23 protein-coding genes and 1 tRNA gene are annotated in these 23,771 nt (G+C 57.6%); 3 read left to right on the top strand and 21 right to left on the bottom strand.

Annotated elements, in window-relative coordinates; all coding sequences use genetic code 11:
• Positions 1-5 precede the first annotated feature (5 nt).
• The 15 genes from L7A20_RS10465 to L7A20_RS10395 all read right to left on the bottom strand — a co-directional run bounded on the left by L7A20_RS10465 (position 6) and on the right by L7A20_RS10395 (position 13,681).
• Positions 6-1,604 carry a hypothetical protein gene (locus L7A20_RS10465; protein WP_237223474.1) on the bottom strand — a complete coding sequence of 533 codons (1,599 nt, stop codon included), beginning with the start codon at positions 1,602-1,604 and terminating at the stop codon, positions 6-8.
• 109 nt (positions 1,605-1,713) lie between these two features.
• Complete coding sequence (locus L7A20_RS10460; protein WP_237223473.1) at positions 1,714-3,240, bottom strand: SCO6880 family protein; 1,527 nt, start codon at positions 3,238-3,240, stop codon at positions 1,714-1,716.
• Positions 3,241-5,103 carry a hypothetical protein gene (locus tag L7A20_RS10455; protein ID WP_237223472.1) on the bottom strand — a complete coding sequence of 621 codons (1,863 nt, stop codon included), beginning with the start codon at positions 5,101-5,103 and terminating at the stop codon, positions 3,241-3,243.
• Between the two features lie 103 nt (positions 5,104-5,206).
• Complete coding sequence (locus L7A20_RS10450; RefSeq protein ID WP_237223471.1) at positions 5,207-5,437, bottom strand: hypothetical protein; 231 nt, start codon at positions 5,435-5,437, stop codon at positions 5,207-5,209.
• Positions 5,438-5,561: 124 nt separating this feature from the next.
• Entirely contained in the window at positions 5,562-6,113 is a 552-nt protein-coding gene (locus L7A20_RS10445) for a DUF6668 family protein (RefSeq protein WP_237223470.1), read from the bottom strand.
• A gap of 1 nt (position 6,114) precedes the next feature.
• Complete coding sequence (locus L7A20_RS10440) at positions 6,115-7,599, bottom strand: hypothetical protein (RefSeq protein ID WP_237223469.1); 1,485 nt, start codon at positions 7,597-7,599, stop codon at positions 6,115-6,117.
• A complete protein-coding gene (locus tag L7A20_RS10435) occupies positions 7,596-8,177 on the bottom strand; it encodes a hypothetical protein (protein WP_237223468.1) in 582 nt (193 codons plus the stop codon). The genes L7A20_RS10440 and L7A20_RS10435 overlap by 4 nt, the downstream gene beginning before the upstream one ends.
• Before the next feature lie 12 nt (positions 8,178-8,189).
• Complete coding sequence (locus tag L7A20_RS10430) at positions 8,190-8,867, bottom strand: hypothetical protein (protein ID WP_237223467.1); 678 nt, start codon at positions 8,865-8,867, stop codon at positions 8,190-8,192.
• Positions 8,864-9,985, bottom strand: coding sequence for a transglycosylase SLT domain-containing protein (locus L7A20_RS10425; protein WP_237223466.1), 1,122 nt, complete (start codon positions 9,983-9,985; stop codon positions 8,864-8,866). Before L7A20_RS10425 ends, L7A20_RS10430 begins: the two co-directional genes overlap by 4 nt.
• Positions 9,986-9,999: 14 nt before the next feature.
• The gene (locus tag L7A20_RS10420) at positions 10,000-10,227 is read right to left on the bottom strand and encodes a hypothetical protein (RefSeq protein WP_237223464.1); all 228 of its coding nucleotides are present in this window, start codon (positions 10,225-10,227) and stop codon (positions 10,000-10,002) included.
• A gap of 275 nt (positions 10,228-10,502) precedes the next feature.
• Positions 10,503-11,354 (bottom strand): RNA polymerase sigma factor, encoded by an 852-nt coding sequence (locus tag L7A20_RS10415; protein WP_237223462.1) that lies wholly within the window; start codon positions 11,352-11,354, stop codon positions 10,503-10,505.
• 94 nt (positions 11,355-11,448) lie between these two features.
• Positions 11,449-11,760, bottom strand: a complete 312-nt coding sequence (locus L7A20_RS10410; RefSeq protein ID WP_237223461.1) for a hypothetical protein — start codon at positions 11,758-11,760, stop codon at positions 11,449-11,451.
• A gap of 14 nt (positions 11,761-11,774) precedes the next feature.
• On the bottom strand, positions 11,775-12,050 hold the full coding sequence (locus L7A20_RS10405) for a hypothetical protein (protein WP_237223460.1): 276 nt from the start codon (positions 12,048-12,050) through the stop codon (positions 11,775-11,777).
• Positions 12,050-12,580: a hypothetical protein gene (locus L7A20_RS10400; RefSeq protein WP_237223459.1), complete on the bottom strand. Its 531-nt coding sequence runs from the start codon at positions 12,578-12,580 to the stop codon at positions 12,050-12,052. Before L7A20_RS10400 ends, L7A20_RS10405 begins: the two co-directional genes overlap by 1 nt.
• 903 nt (positions 12,581-13,483) lie before the next feature.
• Entirely contained in the window at positions 13,484-13,681 is a 198-nt protein-coding gene (locus tag L7A20_RS10395; RefSeq protein ID WP_237223458.1) for a hypothetical protein, read from the bottom strand.
• A 532-nt stretch (positions 13,682-14,213) separates the two neighbouring features.
• Between L7A20_RS10395 and L7A20_RS10390 the strand changes: the two genes are divergently transcribed.
• The gene (locus tag L7A20_RS10390) at positions 14,214-14,555 is read left to right on the top strand and encodes a hypothetical protein (RefSeq protein ID WP_237223457.1); all 342 of its coding nucleotides are present in this window, start codon (positions 14,214-14,216) and stop codon (positions 14,553-14,555) included.
• Between the two features lie 30 nt (positions 14,556-14,585).
• Here L7A20_RS10390 and L7A20_RS10385 read toward each other — a convergent pair whose 3' ends face one another.
• Positions 14,586-14,816: a helix-turn-helix domain-containing protein gene (locus tag L7A20_RS10385; RefSeq protein ID WP_237223456.1), complete on the bottom strand. Its 231-nt coding sequence runs from the start codon at positions 14,814-14,816 to the stop codon at positions 14,586-14,588.
• A 111-nt stretch (positions 14,817-14,927) separates the two neighbouring features.
• On the opposite strand from L7A20_RS10385, the gene L7A20_RS12125 reads away from it, so the two are divergent.
• Positions 14,928-15,290, top strand: a complete 363-nt coding sequence (locus L7A20_RS12125; protein ID WP_423817438.1) for a helix-turn-helix domain-containing protein — start codon at positions 14,928-14,930, stop codon at positions 15,288-15,290.
• On the opposite strand, the gene L7A20_RS10380 is transcribed toward L7A20_RS12125, so the two are convergent.
• The 3 genes from L7A20_RS10380 to L7A20_RS10370 form a co-directional block, all read right to left on the bottom strand.
• A tRNA-Met gene (locus tag L7A20_RS10380) sits at positions 15,247-15,323 on the bottom strand. The two genes, L7A20_RS12125 and L7A20_RS10380, sit on opposite strands and share 44 nt — an antisense overlap.
• Positions 15,324-15,469: 146 nt before the next feature.
• The gene (locus L7A20_RS10375; protein WP_336603574.1) at positions 15,470-18,505 is read right to left on the bottom strand and encodes a UPF0182 family protein; all 3,036 of its coding nucleotides are present in this window, start codon (positions 18,503-18,505) and stop codon (positions 15,470-15,472) included.
• Positions 18,506-18,672: 167 nt separating this feature from the next.
• Complete coding sequence (locus L7A20_RS10370) at positions 18,673-19,758, bottom strand: YlbL family protein (RefSeq protein WP_237223454.1); 1,086 nt, start codon at positions 19,756-19,758, stop codon at positions 18,673-18,675.
• 161 nt (positions 19,759-19,919) lie between these two features.
• On the opposite strand from L7A20_RS10370, the gene L7A20_RS10365 reads away from it, so the two are divergent.
• Positions 19,920-21,302 carry a zinc-dependent metalloprotease gene (locus L7A20_RS10365; protein WP_237223453.1) on the top strand — a complete coding sequence of 461 codons (1,383 nt, stop codon included), beginning with the start codon at positions 19,920-19,922 and terminating at the stop codon, positions 21,300-21,302.
• 29 nt (positions 21,303-21,331) lie between these two features.
• Here L7A20_RS10365 and L7A20_RS10360 read toward each other — a convergent pair whose 3' ends face one another.
• Together L7A20_RS10360 and L7A20_RS10355 are read right to left on the bottom strand one after the other, a co-directional pair.
• Positions 21,332-21,907 carry a M48 family metallopeptidase gene (locus tag L7A20_RS10360; RefSeq protein WP_237223452.1) on the bottom strand — a complete coding sequence of 192 codons (576 nt, stop codon included), beginning with the start codon at positions 21,905-21,907 and terminating at the stop codon, positions 21,332-21,334.
• Positions 21,907-23,733 carry an ATP-dependent helicase gene (locus L7A20_RS10355; RefSeq protein WP_185174401.1) on the bottom strand — a complete coding sequence of 609 codons (1,827 nt, stop codon included), beginning with the start codon at positions 23,731-23,733 and terminating at the stop codon, positions 21,907-21,909. Before L7A20_RS10355 ends, L7A20_RS10360 begins: the two co-directional genes overlap by 1 nt.
• Between the last annotated feature and the right edge of the window lie 38 nt (positions 23,734-23,771).

Below are 23,771 nucleotides of genomic sequence, written 5' to 3'. Positions count from 1 at the left end.
ACTTCTTAGGCGGCACGCATAGGTGAGCGGGCACGAGAGATAGCTTGGCCCCATGCTCCATCAGATTCAAAGATTTCTTTCTCGCCCCGTGTGATGGTCAGCTGGAAAGGCTTACCAGGGCCCTCACCGTACTTGAGCAAGAATTTTCCGCGTCCGATGGGAGGTGAGACCTGCATGGTTTCAGGATCCATGTGACCGGCAGGAGACCAGGAGATGAGAGTGTTCTTCTCACGCTGTGTCATGGGCATGACCTTATCTAGGGCCTCCATGTCGGTCTCAGCCAGCGCCCCGTAGAGCTTCATGGGTGAGCGCTCAAGGAAGCCCTTAGCCTTTTCAGTCAGGCCAGGGTCATTGAACACAAAGTCCTTGGGGGTGTGAGTAATGAGAATCTGGGCAATACCCAAGGTACGGTTCAGACGGGTGATTTCGTCGATATGGTGAATCATCTCAGGGTCAATCTCTAGCAGTGCCCACAGCTCATCCATTGCCACGCAATAGTTCCGCTGAGGTTCCAGGCCCACATCAGCTAGACGTTTGGCCGCGCCAATTGCAGCCTGACCATAGGCCCAGCAGACAATCTGGACAGCAGCGAGAAGGTTCTTGTTTTTAGACTCGCGTACCGATGAGATGTCAAAGTCAACTGAGCGGGTCACGTCAATCTCGGTGGTGGTCTGGCGAGAGAATACGTCACCGAACGCGCCACCGGTGTTGAAGACGTTCAAAGCCAGCACCAAATCGCGTGAAGCGGCCTTGTATTCTTCTGTGGTTTCAGTCAGTAGCGCGGTTCGCATCGCTTCGTTGCCTGCCAGAACAGCTTGACGTACATCTTCAATCAGAGGCTGGCGGGGCGGGTTTTCTGCCATGCACTGTGCATCTGCTTGGTCGATAGCAAGTGAGAGCAACAGAGAGTCGTTGGCAACTCGGGTTGCCTTTTCATCACCTGAGAGCCGGAAGAGGGACTGCATGGTAGAGACGCGGCGGGTGTGGATCTCTGCCTTGAGGGTCTTTGCGTGGCGGGTGCCATTGGCGGCGTCAAAGGCTTCGAGGTCTTTGATGCGGTGCCACAAAGGCCCGGCGTCCAGAGGGTTGATGGCGTCCAGTTCGGGGCCTGGTTCAATGACCTGCCCGCCCAGAGTTGTGATGGTTTTTCTAAAGTCGGGCTTCACATCGCCCAGGGCCATAATCAAGAACCCTGCATCGGCAATTCCTAGCATCATTCGTTGTACTAGCGTTGATTTGCCGCGCCCGTTGAGGCCCATGACGATTGCCAAGGGGGCAGAGATAATACCGGCAAGGTAGAGGGAAACAGGATCTCCGGTAACGGGCTGGCCGTTGGTCAAAGAGCGGCCCAAGATGGTGCCAATGAGCGGTTCTGAGGAACCGACGCAGAAGGGGAAGAGACCGGCGACCTGTTGGGATGAGGCTGAAAATTCTACGGGTGGTTCGATGATGCTCATGTAGCCGCCACCTGATTTTTTGAATCCTCGGGAGGTCAGTTCGCTGAATTTTGCTTCTGGTGCCGGGGCTTCTTCGGGGGCAAAGTCTTTTTTGGAGCCGTTGAATTTATCGAGGACTTTGATAGTCCAGTCGACGAGGAATTCCATGTGTCTGCCTGCCTAACGTGGTGGGTGATGTTTTGAGGTATATAAGGGGTGCGTCCCCCAGGGCCATCTGGGGCCCAGGGGGACGCGGTAAACGGTGAGGTGCGCGGGGTTAGAGCTTGAACTCGCGCGGGATGATGCCAGCTCCCAGGCCCAGGGCAAAGGCTGCATCGTGGGTGTAGGTAGCTTCACGCAAGCCCAGGTTGACCCCGGTGGCCCCAGCACGGCGCACATCAGTGGAGATACGCGGGAACTTCTTTGGGTTATCAGTGGTAGCGCTGACAATCATGGTGAAGGGCACCAGCGTGGCCCCGTGCGCCATCTCGTTTTCGGTCTGCTCTGCCTTTTGAATCAGCACGCGAGAGCGGGAGCCTCCCTTGCGTCCTTTCTGGTTGCCTTCATAGAGGGCATCGTTGACAGTGCTCAGGGCGATTTCGTGGCTCTTATCCTGGGCTAGGGGCCGGTAGATAAGGGTCACGCGCTTCTTCTCTAGGTTGGCATCAGGTGAGAGTAGAGACCGGAGCGAATCTTCCATGAAGAGAGTGGCCGGGGGCTTCCACATCTGGAAGCTCTTGGTGTAATAGCCCGAGTGCGCGTAGTAGTCCTTTTCGGCATCGTGGTAAGTGGGCCCGGCTTCTTCCCAGCGCAAATTGGTGCCACCATCTGCCATGCGGGCAACATCAATAGAGTGTGCCTGGCCGGGATTATAGGCGGAGTAGAAACTGTCAGTGATTGACTGAGCATCCATCAAGCGCACTGTACCGGCAGCGGCAGCTGAGAGGGTGTCCTTGAAGCTCTTGATAACCGTAGAGACCTCATCCGCCAGTTCGTCCTTGGTACGCGCAGCAATGCCCTCTTCGTTCATGGCCCGAGCTGAAAAGGTCAGTGAGACGGTGTGCTCGATACGCGGCAGGGCCTGGTTTTCCAGTTCCAGTACCTCATCCATGATTTCCCGAGCAGCTAGGGGTACTGGGGAGTCACCGGCGTAGGTGCGGTGCTTGGCCACGGCCAGGGGCAGGCGCATGCCGGAGTCTTTGGTGGAGACAACGGATGCGGCAACCTGAATGAGGTTGGCGCTGGTGCCTGCTTGTCGCTGGAACGCGGCCCACTGGGCTACCATGCCATCGACAAACTTTTGGTCTAGGAGCTGTAGACCGGGGGCGGCAACAGACATGAAGACGGTGCCGACCTCGCGTTTAGGATCCCAGACCAGGCCAAAGGGCTCATGGAATGAGTCGATGTAGTCCGAGCATTCGGTGTTAGCCAGTACACCCGGTAGACGGTAGGAGCCATCGGGGGTATCGCCAGAGGGGCCGGGACGGTAGGAGGTCAGGCCTTCCTTTTTTGCTTTGAGAAAGAGCTTTTTCATCTTCTTTTCCTGCCATTTGTAGCGTCCTGCAACGCCCTTGCGGAGGCGACGCAGGATGTAGATTCCGGAGATAGTGATGTAGATAAGCACCACCCACATGGAGTAGCGGGCCAGGGCGGGGATGAGGGAGAGGAGGAACCAGAGGGCAAAGGCACTAAAGATGATGCCCACAGCTAGGTTCGAGACCGCTTTGGGGATGCCAAAGAACCCTGAGTCTGGTGGGATGATGATGTTGCCGTAGCGGGTACGGGTTTCTTCTGTGGTACTCATTTACTGGCCTGCTCCTTCTGGTCTGATAGCGCCTTCGGTTTCGTCCCCAATTGCGCGGGTCATATCTTGCAGATACCGTGCGGCGTCGTGGGCGGCTGTTCCCCCGCGTGGGCGGTAGGTGCTGTTGGTGGTGGTAGGTGCCCCGTTGGCAGCGGCGGGCGCTGAGGGTGAGCCGCCGTCTGAGTAGCTTGATGAGAGGCTGGCACCTGAGCTTGCAGAGGTATCGGAACCTGTTGATGTGCCCGAGGCCTCAGCGGAGGTTGCCCCGGTACTTGAGCTGGTAGAACCGGCAGCACCGCTTGCGTTAGAGCTAGTGTCTGAGTCGGCCCCACTAGCTGGCATCTGAGCACTGGCACCTGTATCGGGTGCGCTAGCTCCTGCTGCGTCAGAGGCGCTTGCACCTGTATCGGGGGCATCGGTGCTTGCCCCGCTCTGTGCCCCGGCTGGTTCAGTAGTAGAGCTATCGGGGGCAGAGGTATCGGATGCAGGGACACCGTCAGCTGGGTAGCTATCAGCACCGGCAGCATCAGCGTCACTGGCACCAAGATTAGAACCAGTAGCATCAGCATCTACCCCTGGTGTGCCGCCTGTTGCAGAGGCTTCATCGGCACCGAGTTCACTAGCACCGGTTGATTCACCAGCACCAGCAGTAGCCGAACCGGCAGCGCCTGAGCCTTCTGCAGAGGCCTGGGCTCCACCAGCGGTGAGCTCTGAGCCTGCGCCTCCAGCAGCTTCAGCACCAGCGCTACCACCTGCGCTACTTGCTGCACCTGTGCCAGCAGTGGCTGTACTTGCACCAGCGGCAGTACCACCGGCAGCACCGCCCGCCGCGCCGCCAGCAGCTCCACTAGCACCGGTAGCAGCAGCGGCAGGAGCCGCACCAGCACCAGCCGAGGCAGCACCAACAGCAGCCACGACAGCGGCACCCACGGCAGCGCCACCAGCTGAAGCCATAAACCGGCCACCCGATGAGCCAAGTACACCGGCCATAGGAGCAACCATCGAGACCAGCGAGGGCAGGGAGAAGCAAGCAAGAACGATGACCATAAGCCCCGCTATCATGGACAGCGCCGGGTTCGAGGTGCCCTCAGTGGTGCTCAGGTTCCCACCAATGGCCATAGCAACGCCAAAGCCGTAGATAATAGCGGCAGCTGGCTTGAAGGCAACGCAAGCGATAATCCATCCGACCTGTTTCCAAAAGGCCTTGTTACCCTGAGCAGTGACAGAGGTAGCGGCTGTGATAGGAAGAAGTGCAGAGAGTACAGCCGCAGCAATATCTGTCCCCATTGCCATCATGGCCTGAATGATGGAGGCAAAAAGCATGAGCGGGCCGATGAAGAGGATGGACAGACCAGCCAGGCCGACCACTGCGTTATCAAGGTTCTGAGGCAGAAGAGACATCAGCGAGGCCGCCTCATCGTGGGCGGCACTGACAATAGTCTTATAAGCCCAGGGGGCAAAGGCTGATGAGAAGCCCATGAGCAACTGGGTGCCGGGTATAGCTACGCCACCGGCGATAGCTACTCGCATCAGTCCCTCAATCAGCATGGAGGTATCTTCTTTTGAGCCCTGGGAGCGGCCTACCCGGACGAAGCCGATGATAAGGCCGATGGTGCCAAGCATGGCAGCTAGAGGGCGAGTAGTGTCACTGATGGTATTGACCACGCCTGAGTTAGCGCTGGCCCCAACCGGGTCAATTTCTAGCCACCATCCACCGATGGTTTCGAGAATACCTACGAGCCAGCTATAGATGATCTGGACTAAGGCCTCAAACGCTTTGCCCAGTGCAGAGCTGGTGATAGCTTCAATGCCTTTGAATACTGGCCCAAAGACGCCGCTAAGAACATCTTTAAAGAAGTCCATAGGCTCACCTTTCCTTTCTAGGGAGAAGAGCGGCACTACCCCTGTCTGAGGTAGCGCCGCTCTATGTTTTCTGGTCTAGGAGCCAGAAAATTCAGGGCATTTTTTACATAAAGAAGTTGAAGATGGTGCCAGCCATACCCATCAAGGCAGCACCAACCAGAGGCCAAGTCGGTGCCTCAACACGTTCTTCTGCGTGCTGGCGGCGAGACTGGGCCGCCTTGACAATGCCGATGATGAAGAAAGCCAGCAGGCACATCATGCCGCCGTACATAATCCAGCCGATAACGGTGTTGAGGTTTTCTGCGCCGGGGAATGCGGTGGGGGTTACGTTCATTGGTTTGTTCTTTCTATTCGTGAAGAAATGGTGATTTTGGGTGTAAAAATGCCCCTATCTGCAACCGGCCCAGCGCCTGGGGGTGTAGATAGGGGCAACTGCACCAGCACGGTGCAGCAGTATGTTAGGAGCTTGCTACCTTGCTTAGGCTCTCTAGCGCCTTGCGGTAGCGGTAGGGCAGCTTGGTCACGTCCTTGGGTTCGCGTAGGTCATTGACAAAGGGGATGCCCCAGCTGTGCTTGGTCATGCGAAGAGTCTTTTTGGCCTCCTTGATAGTGTCTTTCGAGAGCTTGGGACGGTCTTCTACCAGCACGATTCCGATAATCTGCTGGCCGCTGGCAGTGGTGCCGGTGCGAAGTAGATTCTGGGCCTTGTAGAGGTGGTCAGCAGCTGTGGTGCTTACCAGAATGACCGCATCACAAACCTGGTGATTCTCGCTCAGAGCACCGCGTGCGTAGCGAACCATCGTGGATAAGCCCACTCCCCCAGCTACCGGGTAGAGCCCAATGGACGAAGAGCCAAAGCTGGGGGCTTCAAAGTGCTTGGATACGTCGTTATCGAACAAGTCGCTAACGCCGATGTCCTCAACTTCTTCTTTCTTTGTAGGCGGTGCTACAAAGGGGTTAGCTGGGGCGGGTTTTTCTAATACCGCTTGGCGGCGTGAGAACACTGCCATGCTAGTTCTCCTTTCGTAGGACGTAGAGCTTTGAGGGCACATCCTGGGCTGAGGGCTTATACAGCACCACGGCCCTGCCTTGGCTATCAACATCTGCCGGGATAACAGGGTTAGCGGAGCTAGTAGCCCAGCTGGTGACATCGCCGGTGACGCTAATGCGCTGTGGTTCAGTGCCACGAGCCCACGCGTAACCACCGCCGTAAGAGGCGTTCGACCCAACATTCATTGCCTGGTTTGCGGCAACGTCCACGAGGGTTGAGCCGGTCAGCAGCAGGTTACGGGCCAGGTCAACAGAAACCTGTGTCTGGTTGTAATTTCCCTTGACGGTGCGGCCGTTCTCTAAGGTGCCTGACTCAGTGGCATCAGCTAGAACAATGACCTGTTCGCGTGACTCGGTATTACTAAAGGCAAAGGCCAGGTGGTTATTAACTGATGCGATAAACCCCTGGTAGGTGTAATCTCCAGGGGCTGGAATACTGACCGGAGCCGGCAGTTCAGGTGCATCCGATGAGATGAGCCAGGCTTGGGTATCGACAGTTGAGACCATCCAGACGGTGCCACCGAATACGGCAGCGGGGACGGTATCAGCTGGGGCGGTGAGCTTGGTCAGTTCGCCGTTGGTGTTAGGCACCCACACCGCGCCTGTGCTGGTAAAGACCGGCACGCCTGATACCCAGTGCAAGGTAGCTTGCTGGGTGGGGCGGCTGATGGTGTGTAGCTCCCCTCCCAGGGTGCCGATAGCGGCTTGGGAGTTAGCGCCGCCAACAGCGATGATGTTCTCCCCGAGTCCTGTCACGGTGGTGATGGAGGTGATGTCAAAGCCTACAGAGTGAGCTGAAAGCTGTACCCCGTCGAGGGAGTTAGCGGTTTTCAATTCGCCGCCCTGAGCGTAGAGCAACTTATCTCCGACAATCAGCGGTGAGGCTGTGGTGGCCTCTAGGGAGTAGTCCGCGAACGTGTCCCAACCAGCCGGTGCTGAGACGGGCAACTGTACCGGTGGCGGGGTGTAGATGGGTGCGGCTTCTTCCTGGCCGTTCTTCCATAGCACTGCCCCAATCATGGTTGCAACGCAGAGGATGAAGGCGATGATTGCTCCCCAGAGCTTAGGGGAAAGCCCCCCAAAGGTTTTACCGTTGGAGGGCTTTAATTCTTGAGGGCTGGACTCTGGGAGCATCTGTAGTTCTGTGCCTTGATGATCCATCCACATCTTGTAGATGTTTTCATCATCCATCGCTACATTCACGCGCACAGGGTGCTTGATACCGATGTCCTGGGCGATGGCACCGGCAACCTTGGCAACCTGTTCGTTGCGGTAGGCTACTTGGGTTTCATCGGCCCATTGTTCTCTATCGTAGGAATGGGTGACAAGGGTAGAGCCAGGTGCTGAGGCGTAGAGCTGATGGTTCTCATCATCGACCTCTACCGTAATGACCGGAAAGAGCGGTAGCTCTGGTGGCTTGTTGGTTGTTGTGTCTTCGTTACTCATTGAAAAGTGCTCCCTGAGAATGAATCGACCAGGATTGAACCGTCATCGGCCTTTACGACAGTCACATCGTAGAAGCCGGTAGCCTTGCGCGGGCCGGTGGTGCCTGATGAGCCGATACGGATGATGGCTTTATCTGCCTGTGAGAAGTCAGTTGAACTAACTTCACGGACGATACCGCGAGTTCTCATGGCGTTCTTGGTGCCGTCAATCTGGGTGCGGAAATTATCGGTGCCGTACTGCGCAATATGGAAGAGGTAGGAGGCGAAGTCCTCCCCTGCCCCGCGACGTTCGACGCCCACGGCGGCAGCGGCAACGGCGATAGCGTTGTCCTGTTCTTCAACGCTCCAGTATTGGGTGTCTGCCTGGTAGGTTTCAATAGTGGCCTGCTGGGTCTGGACGGTGCTTTCCAAGGAGGCGACGTTATCCTGTGCGGTCTTGAGTTCGGTCTGGGTCTTGGAGTAGCCGATACCCAGCACCAGGGTGCTCAGGGCAAGCAGGGCGGTCAGCAGGATAAGGGCCCATGCTTTGATGGAGATACGCTGCTTGAGGGGCTGCTGGTTCTCTGTAGTGGTGCTCATGGTGATTCCTTTCTACTGGTTGGTGTTGCCGTAGAGCATGCCGGTTTCGCTGGTGGTTGAGTTGATCTGCATTCCGCTGATAGCCCATTTCCCAGGTTCTTCTTCTACCGCTGCGACAGTTGCCAGGGAGCGGCCGCCTTTGTATTCGTAGCCGTCTCTCCCTAGCCATGTCCATTCAACGATGACGTCTTTAGCGATAAAGCCTTCTGGCATTTCTTCTGTCTCTTCTGGGGCAAAGCTAACTACCGGGAGGGTGTAGGCTTTGCTTTTTGATACGGCCAGAAAATCCGCACTCATAGCGTTACGAACGTTGGGGTCAAGGGACTTGTAGTAGTCCTCAGTGAGTAAGGGTTGTGCCCTGAGCAGGGCTGCTGTGGTGTTGGGGTCAGTGGTACTGTCCCAGCAAAAGGCGATTTCGGTAAAGCCCTTGATGAGCTCTTCGGCATCTGACCTATCGACGGTGGCCGGGTCAGTGCAGCTACCTTCTGCAATATCATCAGCGGTGTTCTCTGCTGTGCTAGTGGGGCTCGGTGAAGCTGGTGCAGCAGAGGTGCTGGTAGTTGCGGTAGCGGTGGGTGCCTCGTCCTGGGTGTCTTGTTTGGGCCAGAGGGTGTAGACAGCAAAGAGCAGGCTCAGTACGCTCAGGCCGATGATGGTGATGATTGCGCCGTTGCGCTGTTTTTCTGTCATTGTGTCACCCATGCGCCTTTCTCTTTGAGGATGGGTTCGGGGTTCAGGTTGTGCCCGTTGTAGGGGTAGGCCGGTACGGGAGATTCAGGGTCATAGATTTCAAAGTGCAGGTGGGTTGCAAATGCGAACCTTGCTCCACCACCGGTGCCACCTTCAATTCCGATGATATCGCCGCGTTTGAGGTTTTGGCCGACTGCCACGTTGATAGTGTCAAGATGACAGAAGCCGAACTGGAAGCCGGGGGCTTCATTCTGTTTGGCGATAACGCAGCCGTCATCTGCAAGCATGCCGACTACGGTCATATCGGTGGGGGTAATGATTTCTACACCGGCTTGTCCTTGGCCCAGGCCTGGGGTTGCTAGGTCTACGCCTACGTGGTTGTTTTTCCAGTCCCCTGGGGGGAAGACATTTCTCATGCCAAACCCGGAGGTAAAGACGCATCCTGGGCAGGGGTTCGTCCACTCGCCGGTGCCTAAGTCGCCGTCCCAGGCTTTTGCTCCATCGACCTGTGAGCAGGTAGCTGAAAAGTTGACCTGTGCCCCGGAGGTAATGATTTCGACGTAGTGTTGGGTTTCCTTATAGGGAGGGATACCGCTGTAGTTCAAAACAGCGCCGGGCCCTGCGTTATAGGCCGCGAGGGTGAGTTTTACAATCTGGTTGGCGTCCCCGTTAGCTAGGTGCTGTACCTGGTCTTTGAGCTGCTTCATATAGCGGCCCTGGGCGGCGATTGCAGCGTGCGGGTCAAAGGGGTCTTCGCCCGGTGCGATTGCCTCCCAAGTGGAGGGAATGAACTGGGTTAGACCTTTAGCACCTGCCGGTGATACGGCGTTAGGATCCCAGTTAGATTCTTGCTGAATCTGCTTGGCAAGTATCTCTGCTGGAATGCCTGAGTCTTCACCGGCCTTTTTGACATCTTCTACATATTCAGCCGGAACGTTGATGAGGTTCTCGCCGGTATCACTTGTAGTTGTCACTGTGGGGCTGCATTTAGATGACGCTGTTTCGATGGGAGTAATTACAGTGGCGAAGACGCCAAAGAGTAGAGGCAGCAGGGCAATGACTCCAACCAGCATTGAGATGAGGACGCCTGCACCTATGAGGAGGCCTTTATTTTTCATGCTGTCCCCCCGGCTTATCTGATGCTGGCAAGCTGGAGACCTCGTCCGAAGTGTCTATCAAGACGGTCTAAAAGCTGGGTGTAAGCGTGCCAGGGGGTGATTTCCTGGTTGATGGCGTTGGAGGTAACGAGGCTGTGGCAGCCGGTGCAAATGTGGCGGCTGGTGCCGGTGTCAGGTTCGGTGATAGTGGTGAGTTTGGTGGTGCCGGTGCAGAGGGTGCAGCGGGTGGGGGCTTTAGCCATAGTGTGCTCTTTCGTCTACGTTTGTGGGGTTCGTAGAGGTATATGCACTTAGCTGGTGGTTTCGGCGGGCTGATGCTGTGGTTTTTTGGAATTGTTTGTAGCCGCGCCTCACATCGTATCGTGTGATTTCATTTCATATCACATGGTTTTATATTTCATCATTTCACAGCACATCACATGCTATTACAGCATGTCAGATAACTGTAAGCGCAGAACAATGTCACACCACATGAAACAATGTGATATGACATGATTCTGTATGACATGGAATGATGTTATGCATAAACAGCAAGTCCCCTATCAATCACCAATTTGGCCACCGACAGCATCTTGAGGGTCTGGTTGTAGTAGTCCCGACTCAGCGAGTGAGAGATGCCTAGCTGCTCACCAAGCGCGGCCACCGCAGAGGCGTTGAGGTCTGTTCCGGTAGCTATCATCGAGACCAGCACGCTAAAGCCAGCAGGCAGGTTAGCTTCTTTGCCCGGCAGACAGTCAAGCAAGTCTTCTACAGTGACAGCCTCAGTGCCGCCCTGGGCAGCTAGCCGTTCATGAGCGTCTAGGGCCCGGTGGATAACCTGGGCCAGGCGCACAGTGTTGGCCTGATTATCTCGCAGGGTCTTTGGGGCGATGCCCAGAGCCCTGGAGGCGGCAGCTACGTTGCCGTCAAAGGCTAGAACGATTTTCAGGGTGCGCTCTAGGTGGGCGGGGTTTTCCATGATTGCCGCGAGGATGCCCATGATGTGATGCAGGCGAGCGTAGTTGCCATCTTCTTCGATGATGCCATCTGCGATGTCCTGTTCAATCAGGGAGAGGGTTTCGCTGATGCCGATAGTGGCTAGGTGGCTGTAGGTTTCATCGTGCTGGGCTTCGGTGAGTTTTTTGCGCTGGTAGGTTTTGACTTCTGTGATTGCTACAGCTCGAATCCAGGGGCCAAAGGGGCCTTTGGTGGGGTCGTAGGAGTCAAGGCGCTGGTGTGCTGCTAGCCAGGTGTTTTGGTGCACGTCGTGGGCGTCGTGGGCGGGGCAGGCGCTGGTGAGGCGGGCTCGGATGAGGTAGATGGTGTTCTGCCAGTCTTCGAGCATTTCGGGTGTCCAGGCGCGGGCAGCGCCGGTTTGTGTATGTGTCATGGTTGTTCTCTTTGGGGTTGATGTTTTCGGTGGTAGTGCTCTGCTGGTGCGGGTGAGTGATGGGGCAGGGCGCGAACCGTTACTGACCAGTGGACTAGATAAAAATGCCGGGCAATTGCGGAAGATACGGGTCAAGCTCAGGACATCTCAAACTCAGGATCTGCAATCGGTTCATCGTTGATTTGAGCTCATCTTCAACCCAGAAATATCCAGGGGTATATCTACTTACCTTGATGAGATATCTGATGTCTGAACCGAGCATCCGGCCAACTCGCTTCTTCTGGTGAATGTCGATACCCTGGGGGTCAAGGCTCCACTGTTCGAGCAACAGAAGGTACGCGTTAATGTCAACCAGGGCTGTTTCGATGTTTCTTCTGAACTGGCGATTTGTGAGGGATAGGCGCATAGTGATATTTCTCCTTAGTTGAGTCTGTCGTTTTCACCCTGGGGTGAAGTTACAAGAGCAGTCACGAAAAGCGACATATACAGGATCAGCACGAAAGTGGCTAGATTTTTTATATCCAGAACTGCAAGCCACGTCTGTTCAACAGTTTGTCCCAACGTCAAAGTGTTATTTTGGAGCGCACTTCTGAGGCTGATGACAAAACCAGTCGTGGAAATGTAGAGAAGGGAAAGAATTACTGTCCCGTACACAGCAATGAGGACAAGGGACTTACGCGGCGTACGGTTTTTCACTAGGCGACTTCTTTCTTTGCTTGGCGGCGGGCGCGTAGCTGGTCTCGCAGGGCTTTACCAGCCTCAACGTCTGCGGGGGTCTCGGGGCTGATGGTGGTTAGTGCACCGGTGGCTTCTTTGAAGCACAGGGGGCAGTGGCCGGTGTACTCACGGGTATGTACCTGGCAGAAGGCAACTGGCGCTGAGGGCAGCGGGGCTGGTGCGGCAGCTGGTTGGGTTTCTTGGGCGGTGTAGCGTTCGATGTTGGCCAGGGCAGTGAGTGCTTCGATGCCGCCAGGTTCGTTGCCGATGGCGCGGATGCAAAAGCCCACGGGGTTCTGCACTTGCTTGCCTCGGCGCTCTTCACGGCTAACGAGCAGGCGCATGATGGCATCGAGGGTTGGGCCGTCCACAGTGTCGAGCATGCCGGGGGTGGTGCGGTTGATTGCGGTTCGTAGCTGGAGCTGGGCGACTTCTGCGGGCATGGCCCCGATGGGCTGGGCCGGGTGGTTTTCCAAAGCCTGGTTCGCCTCAGTCAGTCCGTCAGTCATTTTTTCTCGCGCGCCTGCACTTGAGGTGACTGACTGACTGATTGATTGAATATCAGTCAAAAGATTTCCTTTTAACGCGCGCGCACGCGTAGAGGTGTCAGGGTGACACTCTGGTGTCACTGTGACACCCTCGGGGCGACTAGGCAAAACACTGATTTTGCCCCCGGAGGTGTCAGGGTGACGCCCTCGGGCGGTTGCCGGAGGTGTCAGGGTGACACCCTGGGGCTCACTAGGGGTTTTGCCCGGAGGTGTCACAGTGACACCTTGGGGAGCAACCGGAGGTGTCACAGTGACACTCTCGATGCCACTAGGTGATTCTTCTGTGACTCCAAAGCGGGCTTGGCTGGTCTTGTGCATGAGGTAGAGGTCTCGGGAGCTGAACCAAGGCTGCTTAGTGCCGGTATTCCACAAATGCAAAACGATGGTGTTTGTGGGGTGAGCACCAAACTCGGCAGCATACCGGCGTTCACGGTGCAGCAGGTTCGCTTCTTCAAACTCGCGCAGGCTTCGCATGATGGTTGATTTGCTTTGACCGGTCACGTAGGTGATGAAGTCGATGCCTTTGATTCCTTCGCGGTCTGAGAAGTAGCCCTCATCGTCTGCTGTAATGCCGAGAAAGTGCAACAGCTGGTATTGAGCTGGGCTTTTCAGCTCGTGCGTGAGTGACCATTCGTAGGCCTTGGATGACATGAGTGTAGCTTTCTATCAGGCGGTGTGATTGTGCATGTAGAATTGATGGGCGTGATACTTTGTGCCTCAGCACAGCGGGTTAGCTCTCTGAGGTGCAGGGTTTTACGTGGCTGAGTCTGGTTTCTTCGATAGGTAAGATCATCTGAGGTTCTCCAGATTTCAGTGAGCAGGCCGTTTGCTCCTTTGAAGCAGGTGGCCTGCTTTTTTGTGCCCTCATGGTTTCGCCCCACTGAGGCCTGCTAGTGCTATCCAGATTTCTGCGTGGGTGATGTTGTGGGCCATTGTCTTGACCGCTAGTTCTTTTTCATCGTGCAGGAGGTTGTATCGGATAACGCGGGCGGTGTTGCGGTGTTTGCCAGGGCGTAGGGCCGGTAGTTTCTCGCGTTTTTCGTAGGCCTTGATTTGGGCCATGAGTTCCCTACTGGCAGTGCCTGCTTTGTAGGTGGCCAGTGTTTGGATGGGCCGTGTTTTTGGGGTGCGGAGAGGTAGCACCTCCGCAGGTCTCTGTTGAGGTTTTACCTCTTTTTCGTGTCCAATCATCGTTCTCTTCTCTCAGGAGTAAGATAAAAAATATTCAGCATTTCCGATTGTTTTAAGGCTGGCTATGGCTCTATCTCCACCGCATTTGCGAAAGCCGGAGCGTATCAGCAGGATGGCTTCTGCATACCAGTACGCTTCTGCACACAAGCTGGAAATTATTCAGGTTCGAAGGGCTTACCAAGTTGCTAGGACAGGTCAGAAATGTTTTGTCACAGTTCTGGGAGGTAAACGGAACCAGGACGCCTGGTTTCATTACCAGTGGCCACCAGCGGGAACGAGCATCTTGGTAGATGCATCTATTGCATATGGCCCCCATCATCAGAGAAAAGCTATGTACGTTTCCAAAATCCTGGACTCCTTTCCCTCTGAACACTTCAGTGCCTATTGGCGTTGGAGAAGGGGAATGTCCATTATTTTCTGGTTGGCTTGTCTGTGCTTCCTCTTTGAGTGGCTACTGTTTCTTACTGTTCTGCTTTGTCAGAAACTGTTTTCATGGCTGGGTATTCTTGGTGTCTGGTTAGGCAACCTCGCAGGATCCAAATTTCCCACGCGAGCCTCCGACCATAAGGAAGAGATGACGGCCTCTGACTACGAAGAGCCAATGGAGTCTTCTCTCGTACCCACTGACGATTACCATTACGGAGATTCAAATTTTTCAGATGGTGGCGTCACCATACGCCCCCTTAGCGCGGAACAACTAAGACAGCTTTATGAGGATGATGGTTTTCGCCAGTCGAACCCGTAGAGATTCGCTAGTGAGCCGGTCGGTTCCTGACTACGCTGGTTGCGCTTGGCGCGCTTGAACTTTATAGAAAATTTCAACATCAATGCCCAGGTGATTAGCAAGTAGCATAAGCTCATCTGGGTCAAAGCGTGTGCGGTTGTTGAAGCGGTCGCTGGTTGATGCGGTTGAAAGACCGAGTAGACTGGCGACCGCTTTTTGTGTAAGGCCTGCGCGGGCTACTTCGGCGCGGACATTGGCGGCAATCTGTTCTGAATAAGTCATACTCTGAATCTATTAGGTTAAAACTGATTAAGCAAGCAGAATCTTAGGTTTTACCTAATTTTTTTCGTGTACACCCTTGTTTCCGAGCTAGAGCCATGCAAAGATAGTTCCATGCAAACAATTTCAGTAAATCAGCTAGTTGCCCGAGAAGTTAAGTCAGCCATAGCCCGGGCTGACCTGAAGCAGAAAGATTTAGCCCAGATTCTAGGCATTACCACAGCATCAGTATCTGACAAGCTGCGAGGCAAGAACGCCTTTAGCCTTGAAGATCTACTCACTGTTGCCGGAGCCTTGGGGCTTTCACTTGATGAGCTACTTGGAGCATCAATCATGACTACAACCCCACCTACCCCAAATTACTTTGAAGATGAAAAGGGTAAGAAAAAAGTCGCCCCGATCGGATTTATTCCGAACGGGACGACTTATCAAATGGTTGCGGGGGCAGGATTTGAACCTGCGGCCTCCGGGTTATGAGCCCGGCGAGCTACCGAACTGCTCCACCCCGCGGCGACTCATATAACTATACGCACTTCATCAACACAGCGCAAGCCAAAACTGGCATTTGTGATGCACTCTACACAAAAGGACGCCACCTGCCCGCTGGGTGCGGGAGGCGGCGTCCTTATCTACCCAAGGCTGCTACAGCCTAACTCCTAGTTGGAGGGTGAGGGGCTGGGGCTTGCCTCGGTGGTGGCAGTACCCTCGATACCTTCAGCATCAATGGCACGCTGCAGGGCCTCATTTAGGCGGGTCTGGGCTTCACCGTAGGCGGCCCAGTCGCCGGCCTTCATGGCGGCGTCCGCGTCCTGCATTGCCTGGCGGGCGTCCTGCAGGGCACCGGTCAGGCTGGCGCTATCGGTGTTGGTAGCGGTACCGTCAGCTGCCTGAGCGGCCTCGGTTTCATCGACACCGGCATCGGCAGCGGTTTCAGCGCCAGAGGAACCGCTAAAGAGCTCATCCAGGGCTTCTTCCAGGGTGGGGGCAAAGCCGACCTGCTCACCAAAGCCCACGAGGACGCGGCGCAGGGAGGGGTAGGCGGCATCGCCGGAGGACTGCACGTAGACCGGCTGCACGTAGAGAATACCGCCGCCCACGGGCAGGGTCAGCAGGTTACCGTTGATGACGTCGGAGGCACCCTGGCGCAGCAGGTTCAGCTCGGTTGAAACAGCGGTATCTGAGTTAAATACGTTCTGAGCCTGGCCGGGGCCGGGAACAACCGATGAGCGGGGAAGCTCAAGCAGGGTCAGCTTGCCGTAGCCTTCAGCCTTTTCGCCGTCCTTACCGGTACCGGCGTCACCGTTAGCGGAGAGGAAGCCGTACATGACGTTACGGGTGTTGCTGTCTGACTGCTGGGGGATGAAGCTGGTGGTCAGGGAGAACTGAGCTGAGTCTTCACCCGGCATCTGCAGGGACATGTAGTAAGGGGGCAGCGGGCGGCCGCTGTCGTTAGTGGGGTCGTTGGGAATCGACCAGCGATCGTCCCCGTTGTAGAGGCTATTTGCATTGGTCACGTGGTAAGCGTTGAGAATCTCTCGCTGTACCTTGAAGAGGTCCTGGGGGTAGCGCACGTGCTCAATGAGCGAAGCGCTCATCTCGCTGTAGGGACGCACGGTATCGGGGTAGACCTTCTGCCAGGTCTTCAGCACCGGGTCCTGGTCGTCCCAGGCGTAGAGGGTAACCGAGCCGTCGTAGGCGTTCACAGTGGCCTTAACCGAGTTACGGATGTAGTTAACCTGCTGGCTGGGCAGGGCCTGGGTTACGCCGGATGCGGTCTCTGAATCAGAGGTCGCATTATCAAGCTGGGCTGCCTGCGAGTAGGGGTACTGGTTACTGGTGGTGTAGGCGTCCACAATCCAGAGCACCTGGCCGTCGATGATAGCCGGGTAGGGGTTGCCGTCTACGGTCAGGTAGGGGGCAACCTTCTTCACGCGCTCTGAGGGGTCACGGTCGTAGAGAATCTGGGATTCGGGGCGGACGGCGTCCGACAGCAGGATGTCTGAGGACTGGAACTTGATGGCGTAGGCCAGGCGGTTAAAGGCGTTACCGATGACGGGGCCGCCGTTGCCGCTGAAGGTGTATTTGGCGTCCGCGCCGCTTTCGTCGTCAGCCGTCTGGGGGCGGTCAAGTTCTAGCGGTTCGTCCTCGGCGGTGCCCCCCACGATGGAGTAGTCAGGTGAGCTCTGGCCGAAGTAGATGCGGGGCTCGTAGTCGCCGCTAATTGCACCGGTTGCCTGAATACCCGACTGGATGAACTTGGGCTTACCGTCGGCTTCAACCTGGTTGCCGTAGGCTGCGATGACGCCGTAACCGTGGGTGTAGACCACGTGCTGGTTAACCCAGGATGACCCGGCATTCTGGTCGGGGTTCAGCTCACGGGCAGCGATGACGGTGTCGGTCTCGGTGCCGTTGATGGAGTAACGATCCACTGAGAGGTTCTGCCCAAACTGGTAGTAGGGGCGGAACTGCTGTAGCTGGGCAAAGGCTCCGGAGACCACGTTGGGGTCGAGCAGGCGGATGTTAGAGATGGTCTCACTCTCACCGCGCAGGGCACCTGCTGCGGTGGATGTGGTGGCGTCGTAGTTCTGAACGTCGATCTGGTCCAGGCCGTAGGCGGCGCGGGTAGCGTCGATGTTGCGCTGGATGTAGGGGGCTTCTGCGGCCTGTTCGTTCGGTACGACCTGGAAGCGCTGTACAACCCAGGGGTAGATGCCACCGGCAACCAGTGAAGCGATCACCAGTACGGCGGTGCCGATGATGGGCAGACGGAAGTTCCCGCGCACAGCGGCCAGGATGAAGAGGGCGGCGACCAACAGGGAGGCAATGGCCAGAATCGCGTTGACCGGGATAATGGCGTTGACGTCGCTGTACATGGCACCGGCCCAGGAGCCAGACTGGTCCTGGGTTGCATTGTAGCGGGCCAGCCACAGGGTGATGCCACGCAGCAGAATGAAGAGGGCACCGAGCACTGCGATGTGGCGGCGGAAATGCACGGTGGTGGTGATACCGCGCTCCCCCACTACAATGCCGCCGTAGAAGTAGTGCATGACCAGGGCTGCCATCGCTGAGAAGATGATGGCGGTGCTCAGCAGGCCGGTCACCACGTTGAGGAAGGGCAGGGTAAACATGAAGTAGCCCAGGTCGCGACCGAACTCGGGGTCTGTGGTACCAAAGCTTTCGCCCTGGAAGAAGAGTAGGACGGTCTCCCACTGGGTCATGGCCCCGGTGCCGACGAAGGCACCCAGAAGAACCGGCACAGCAATCAGAAGGACCTTGCGCATACGCTCAATACCCTGGCGGTAACGCTCCATGTTCTGGTTGAACATGTCCTGCATATCGCCGTAGGGGTCGGGTACAGGGTTGCCGTTGGCATCTAGTCGGGGACTAGCAGGACGACGGGGGCTGGGAGTCTGTAATTGGCCGTGCCTGTAGGCGTAGAAGAGGCTGGCCCAGACGGCGATACCTACAACGATACTTGCAACCAGGAAGACGGCACCGCGGGTCAGGTTTTGGGTAATGAAAACCTTGAGGTAGCCCAGCTGGTCATACCAGAGGACGTCGGTGTACACCTGGGTTGCAAAAACAAAGGCTACGACCAGGGCGGCAATAATTGCCACGGTCACGGTCAGCGGCCGGTTTCTACGTTGAGGAGCGCGTGATGATGAACGGGGAGGGGTGCTTCCGGTACTCACGGGTATCCTTCAGTTGTGTTTCGTGTCTGCCGCAAAGGTGCGGCCTGTGTGGTGGGTGACGCCGCACAGTGGGCGACGCTACATATAAGACACTATTTTGCCAAAGAAAGCTGTGAGTTTCGAGAGTAGGCTTAGCATTTCAGCTCTGGGGTGACCAGCCCCGCCCCTTATGAACAGGTCGGGAAGGTTACGGGGTCTTCACCCTGGCCGATGCGGGTCACCGCATCTACCGCCTCATCGAGGGTAGCAACCTTAATAACGTTCAGGCGACGCGGCACATTACCGACCACCTCACCGCAGTTATCTGCCGGTGCCAAGAAAACCGTAGCACCGGCGTCCGCAGCTCCCCGCATCTTTTGTTCAATGCCGCCGATGCCGCCTACGGTGCCGTCCGCGTCGATGGTGCCAGTTCCGGCAAAGTGAATTCCGCCGGTCATCTCGCCCTCGGTTAGCTCATCGATAATACCCAGGGCAAACATCATGCCGGCCGACGGGCCGCCCACTTCTTCGAGGCCGTAGTTAACGGTCATGGGGAACTCAAAGGACCGGGCAATGTAGAGGCCCAGCACGTAGCGCTGCCCCTGCTCGTTGTAGGAGGGGGTGACGGTGACCTCCTGTTCACTGCCGTCGCGGGTCACGGTGAGGGTGACGGGCTGCCCGGCGGACGCGTTCACCCGCTCGGTCAGGTCAGTGTAGCTTGCCAGCGGCTCACCGTTGAGAGCGGTAATTACGTCGCCCTCCTGGAGTATGCCCTGGCTGGGGCCACCCTCAACGGCACCTGACACCGTTAAAATTTCGGTATAGTCGATACCCAGCTGGGTGAGGGCAGCTGCCTGAGCTACCTCCTGGGAGTTGGACATATCGGCACTGTTCTGCGCGGTGACCTGCTCGCTGGTCACTGAGGGATCGTAGATGAGGTCGCTGGGCAACACCGCTGTAGAATCTTCCAACCAGGTTGCCAGCGCCTCAATCGCAAAGAGAGAAGTGTTGGGGCCGCCTGCAACCGATACCGTGGTCATATCGAGGTTGCCGCTTACCGGGTAGGTCTGGGCGCCCTCAATCTCAATCAGGGGCTTACTATCGAACTCACCAATGGTGTTGAAGGTAGGGCCGGGTGATTCGGTCACGAAATCAACCGGAATCACCAGCGAAAACATCGACAGGCCCAGGGCCCCCACCGCACTCACCGTGCGCAAATCAGCCCGACGTTCACGGGGGCGGGTAGCTGCTTTGTCCCTCTTCGAAAAAACCATAGGACTAGCCTACTAGCAAAATCGCCCAGCCCAGCCCACTCCCCAGCAAATTCCCACTTGGCTCAGGGCTAAAAGCATCCCGGGGTACGCGACGAGGTCGGTAGGCTAGTGAGAAACAGTAGCGGCGGGCGCCGCAGCCCCCTATTGAAACGAGGCAGAACGTGACCAACAACCCCTACGACTCAGCTGGCCGTGACCCCCTTGAAGAGTTCCTCAAAAAGCTACAGGAGCAGGGGTTTGTTCCGTCAGCCATGAACGGGGCCGCGGGCTTCGACGCCGATGCCCTCAAAAACATGGGTATCCCCCTCGACCCGGCCATGCTCTCGGGCATCTTCGCCCAGGTCAATTCCATGATGAGCGCCCAGTCTAGCGACGAGCCCGTCAACTGGGATATGGCCAAGCAGCATGCCCGCCAGGTACTGGCCATGGGCGAAGACCCCTCGGTAACTTCATCCCAGGCAGGCGCAGTCCGTGACGCTGCTGCCCTAGCAGATCTCTGGCTGGACCCCGTGACCATCTTCGAGCGTCCTGCCTTCGGCGTTGAAGCCTGGGCCAAAGCCGAGTGGGTTGAGAACTCCTTTGCCACCTGGAAAGACATCGCCGGCCCCGTTGCCGAAGAAGTCTCATCAGCCATGACCTCCTCTATCCAGCAGCAGATGCCCGAAGAAATGGCCGGCATGCTCGGCGGCGGCAATCTCTTTGCCGGTCTTGGCGGCATGATGTTCGGTATGCAGATGGGGCAGGCTATCGGCAAACTGGCCGAAGAGGTCGTCTCGTCCACCGACATTGGTATCCCGCTGGCCCAGGGGCGCTCAGCCCTGCTACCTGCCGGTGTTGCGGCCTTTGGCGAAGGCCTAGAAATCCCGGCCCAAGAGGTCATGCTCTACCTTGCCGTGCGCGAAGCTGCCCTGATTCGCCTGCACAAGACCAACCCCTGGCTGCGTGAAGACATCATCGACCTCATCAAACGCTTCTCCCGCGGCATTCACGTTGATATTGAGCGTATGCAGGCAGCTGCTAACGACATCGACTTCGACCCCTCAAACCCCGAAGCCATAATGGACGCCTTCGCCGGCGACATGTTCAAACCCCAGCTCACCGAAGACCAGCAGCTGGCCCTTGACCGCCTCGAAACCCTGCTGGCCCTGATCGAAGGCTGGGTCAGCCTCGTCACCGAGCAGGCCACCAAAAACCTACCCATGGCCCCGCAGCTGGCTGAGACCATGGCCCGCCGCCGCGCCACCGGCGGCCCCGCAGAGCACGCTTTTGCCCAGCTGGTTGGCCTTGAGCTGCGCCCCCGCAAGATGCGCGAGGCCCTTGCCTTCTGGCGTCACTACGAAGAAAACCACGGCTTTGAGGCCCGCGACCAGCTCTGGGAGGGCCCCGAGACCCTACCCACCGGCGAGGATCTGGACGACCCCGCAGGCTTCACCTCCCGCCGGGCCCTGCTCAACGCCAGCGAGGACGAGTTCGACGCAGCCCTCGAAAAGCTTCTGGCTGGCGGCTATGACGAGCCCGCTGAAGGGTCCGAAGACAAAGAATAAAGAGGCACCGGTCTAGGGAAGAGTCTTCTCTAGACCCTTCCTGCCTGTTGCGCCCGCTGCCCAAAAGTAACACCTTCCAAGAAGCCCCGCGCTTTCTCAAGATGGGGGTAGCGGGCTTCAAGGGCCCTAAAAGCCGGTGAATGGTTGGGCTCTAGAAAGTGGCAGAGCTCGTGAAAAATCACTGAATCCAGGGCGTACTCCGGTGCGCCCTGAAGTGTATGCGAGATGCGAATCGTGCGCTCAGCGGGGGTCGCTGAGGCCCAGCGCTGCTTCTGGTTGGTGACCCACCGGATTGAGAGCGGTTCTGGGGCTTCCGGCAGGTAGGTGGCTCGCAGGTAGTCAGCTCGCTCCCGCAAAAACTCATCGAGAGCACCCCGCTGGGCACCGGCGTCCTTACGGGCCCGGCGGGCCTCTACCTTAGGTAGCATGCGGCGCAGGTAGTCCTCAATCTCCCTATCGGTGGAGGTGGCGGGAACCATCAGGCGCAGGCGTCCGCTCTGGTTCGGTGGAGCTAGCTGCACCGTGCGGGTGCGGCGGGTAGAGCGCACCACCTCAATCTCGGGGCGGGACGCCGTTGCCGGCAGAATCTCACGCGAAATAGCCACTAGACCCCCTTGGGAGCGATGTCGTTGATAAAGCGGGAGCGTTTGCGCCCAGCCCGTCCTCCGGGGGTTCGCGAGCGCGACCAGCTCAAGGTCAGGTAGGAGCGGGCGCGGGTGATACCGACGTAGAAGAGACGGCGTTCTTCGTCTACCTCGTCGCTGGTTTGGGCGAAGGAGATGGGCATAAGGCCCTCGTTGAGGCCGCACAGGAAGACTGCCTCCCACTCCAAGCCCTTGGCTGCATGAAGGGAGGCGAGGGTGACGCCGTTGAGGGAGGGAGCATCGCGGTGCTGGGAGCGCTGGATAAGCACCGCGACCAGCTCGTAGAGGGTGAATTCGGGGGGCAGGTCGGTGGCGCCGTTAGCGGACGCCCGCTCCCGCGCTTGCCTGCGCTCGTCGGCGAGGCGGTCGGCAAGGGACACCAGGGTTTCAAGGGACTCCCAGCGGGCTCGTTCCTGGCCTGAACGCTGGGGGGCTTTGGCTGACCAGCCCAGGTTTTTGAGGTTATCTCTCACGAGCTGGGTGACGCTGTCGGTGGCTTCAGCGCCCTTGGCTGCGCCCTGGAGCATGCTGATAGCGGCTCGGACTTCGGGGCGGTCAAAGAACTGTTCTGCGCCGCGAAGCTGATAGTTGATTCCGGCGTCTGTGAGGGCCTGTTCCAGGGCAGCTGACTGGGAGTTGGTGCGGTAGAGCACGGCGATATCGGCTGCCGGAACGCCCTCTTTGTCGATGAGATCCTTGATGTCTTCAGCGATACCGATTGCTTCTTGCTCGTCATCGGCGTACTCAAACCACTCGGGTTTAGCCCCAGGCTCGCGCTGGGAGACCAGCTGCAGGGGCGGGGCCCAGGAGTAGCGGGTGGAATCGGGCATCTGACGGCGGGCAGCTAACAGGCGGTTAGCCAGGTCGACCACCTGCGGGGTGGAACGGTAGTCACGCACCAACTTAACCACGGTGGCGCCCTCGAAACGGGTGCGGAATTCGAGCAGGTGGCGGCTGGTTGCCCCGGCAAAAGAGTAGATGGTCTGGGAGGCGTCGCCCACCACGCACAGGTCATCGCGACGCCCCAACCAGGCGTCCAGTAGGCGTTGCTGCAGGGGGGAGACGTCCTGGTATTCGTCCACCACGAAGTGGCGGTACTGCTGGTGAATCTGGGCGGCGATATCGGGGTTTTCCTCGATGATGGCGACGGTCAGCAGCAGGATATCTTCAAAGTCGATAACGTTGCGCTCGTCCTTCAGCTCCTCGTAGGTACGCAGGAGGCGCACCATGTCGATGGGGCTGATATCTGCAGGCAGCTCCCGGTGAGCCAGGTGGGGCATGAGGGAGTCGGCCGTGAGCATGGAAACCTTAGCCCACTCGATTTCGCTGGCAAGGTCGCGCACGATGGCCCGGTCGGTAGCCAGCCCTAGGCGGCGGGCTGATTCGATGATGAACTGGGACTTATTCTTGATAATCTCGGGTAGCGCCCCGCCGATGGCCTGGGGCCAGAAATAGCGTAGCTGGGCGAGAGCGGCTGAGTGGAAGGTACGGGCTACAACCCCGGCGGCACCCAGCTGGCGCAGGCGCACCTTCATTTCTTCGGCTGCCCGGTTGGTGAAGGTGAGAGCCAGGACGGCCCGCGGGTTGTAGCGACCGATGGCGATACCGTAGGCGATGCGGTGGGTGATGGCACGGGTCTTGCCGGTACCGGCACCTGCCATCACGCACATGGGCCCGGCAAGTTCGGTAGCCACCCGACGCTGTTCGGGGTCAAGCCCCTCAAGGATAGTCTCGGGGTTGGGGGCAGACAGGGTAATGGGCTGGGCCCTGAGCTTATCGTGAATCATGGTGCTTCTCCCCTACCCTCGCAGTCCTTGTGGCCGAT

It is taken from the genome of Rothia nasimurium (genome assembly GCF_928381415.1).
Taxonomy (GTDB): domain Bacteria; phylum Actinomycetota; class Actinomycetes; order Actinomycetales; family Micrococcaceae; genus Rothia; species Rothia nasimurium_H.
The sequence above is the reverse complement of the archived record's forward strand: the minus strand, read 5'-3'. Positions and strand labels throughout refer to the sequence as shown.

Excerpts from the sequence above, each read along its gene's own strand:
- L7A20_RS10395 (WP_237223458.1), bottom strand. The coding sequence starts at position 13,681 with ATGGCCCAAATCAAGGCCTACGAAAAACGCGAGAAACTACCGGCCCTA.
- L7A20_RS10465 (WP_237223474.1), bottom strand. The coding sequence starts at position 1,604 with ATGGAATTCCTCGTCGACTGGACTATCAAAGTCCTCGATAAATTCAAC.
- L7A20_RS10440 (WP_237223469.1), bottom strand. The coding sequence starts at position 7,599 with ATGAGTAACGAAGACACAACAACCAACAAGCCACCAGAGCTACCGCTC.
- L7A20_RS10450 (WP_237223471.1), bottom strand. The coding sequence starts at position 5,437 with ATGAACGTAACCCCCACCGCATTCCCCGGCGCAGAAAACCTCAACACC.
- L7A20_RS10425 (WP_237223466.1), bottom strand. The coding sequence starts at position 9,985 with ATGAAAAATAAAGGCCTCCTCATAGGTGCAGGCGTCCTCATCTCAATG.
- L7A20_RS10370 (WP_237223454.1), bottom strand. The coding sequence starts at position 19,758 with ATGGTTTTTTCGAAGAGGGACAAAGCAGCTACCCGCCCCCGTGAACGT.
- L7A20_RS10430 (WP_237223467.1), bottom strand. The coding sequence starts at position 8,867 with ATGACAGAAAAACAGCGCAACGGCGCAATCATCACCATCATCGGCCTG.
- L7A20_RS10435 (WP_237223468.1), bottom strand. The coding sequence starts at position 8,177 with ATGAGCACCACTACAGAGAACCAGCAGCCCCTCAAGCAGCGTATCTCC.
- L7A20_RS10355 (WP_185174401.1), bottom strand. The coding sequence starts at position 23,733 with ATGATTCACGATAAGCTCAGGGCCCAGCCCATTACCCTGTCTGCCCCC.
- L7A20_RS10460 (WP_237223473.1), bottom strand. The coding sequence starts at position 3,240 with ATGAGTACCACAGAAGAAACCCGTACCCGCTACGGCAACATCATCATC.
- L7A20_RS10415 (WP_237223462.1), bottom strand. The coding sequence starts at position 11,354 with ATGACACATACACAAACCGGCGCTGCCCGCGCCTGGACACCCGAAATG.
- L7A20_RS10385 (WP_237223456.1), bottom strand. The coding sequence starts at position 14,816 with ATGACTTATTCAGAACAGATTGCCGCCAATGTCCGCGCCGAAGTAGCC.
- L7A20_RS10420 (WP_237223464.1), bottom strand. The coding sequence starts at position 10,227 with ATGGCTAAAGCCCCCACCCGCTGCACCCTCTGCACCGGCACCACCAAA.
- L7A20_RS10445 (WP_237223470.1), bottom strand. The coding sequence starts at position 6,113 with ATGGCAGTGTTCTCACGCCGCCAAGCGGTATTAGAAAAACCCGCCCCA.
- L7A20_RS10410 (WP_237223461.1), bottom strand. The coding sequence starts at position 11,760 with ATGCGCCTATCCCTCACAAATCGCCAGTTCAGAAGAAACATCGAAACA.
- L7A20_RS10455 (WP_237223472.1), bottom strand. The coding sequence starts at position 5,103 with ATGGACTTCTTTAAAGATGTTCTTAGCGGCGTCTTTGGGCCAGTATTC.
- L7A20_RS10390 (WP_237223457.1), top strand. The coding sequence starts at position 14,214 with ATGTCCATTATTTTCTGGTTGGCTTGTCTGTGCTTCCTCTTTGAGTGG.
- L7A20_RS12125 (WP_423817438.1), top strand. The coding sequence starts at position 14,928 with ATGCAAACAATTTCAGTAAATCAGCTAGTTGCCCGAGAAGTTAAGTCA.
- L7A20_RS10400 (WP_237223459.1), bottom strand. The coding sequence starts at position 12,580 with ATGACTGACGGACTGACTGAGGCGAACCAGGCTTTGGAAAACCACCCG.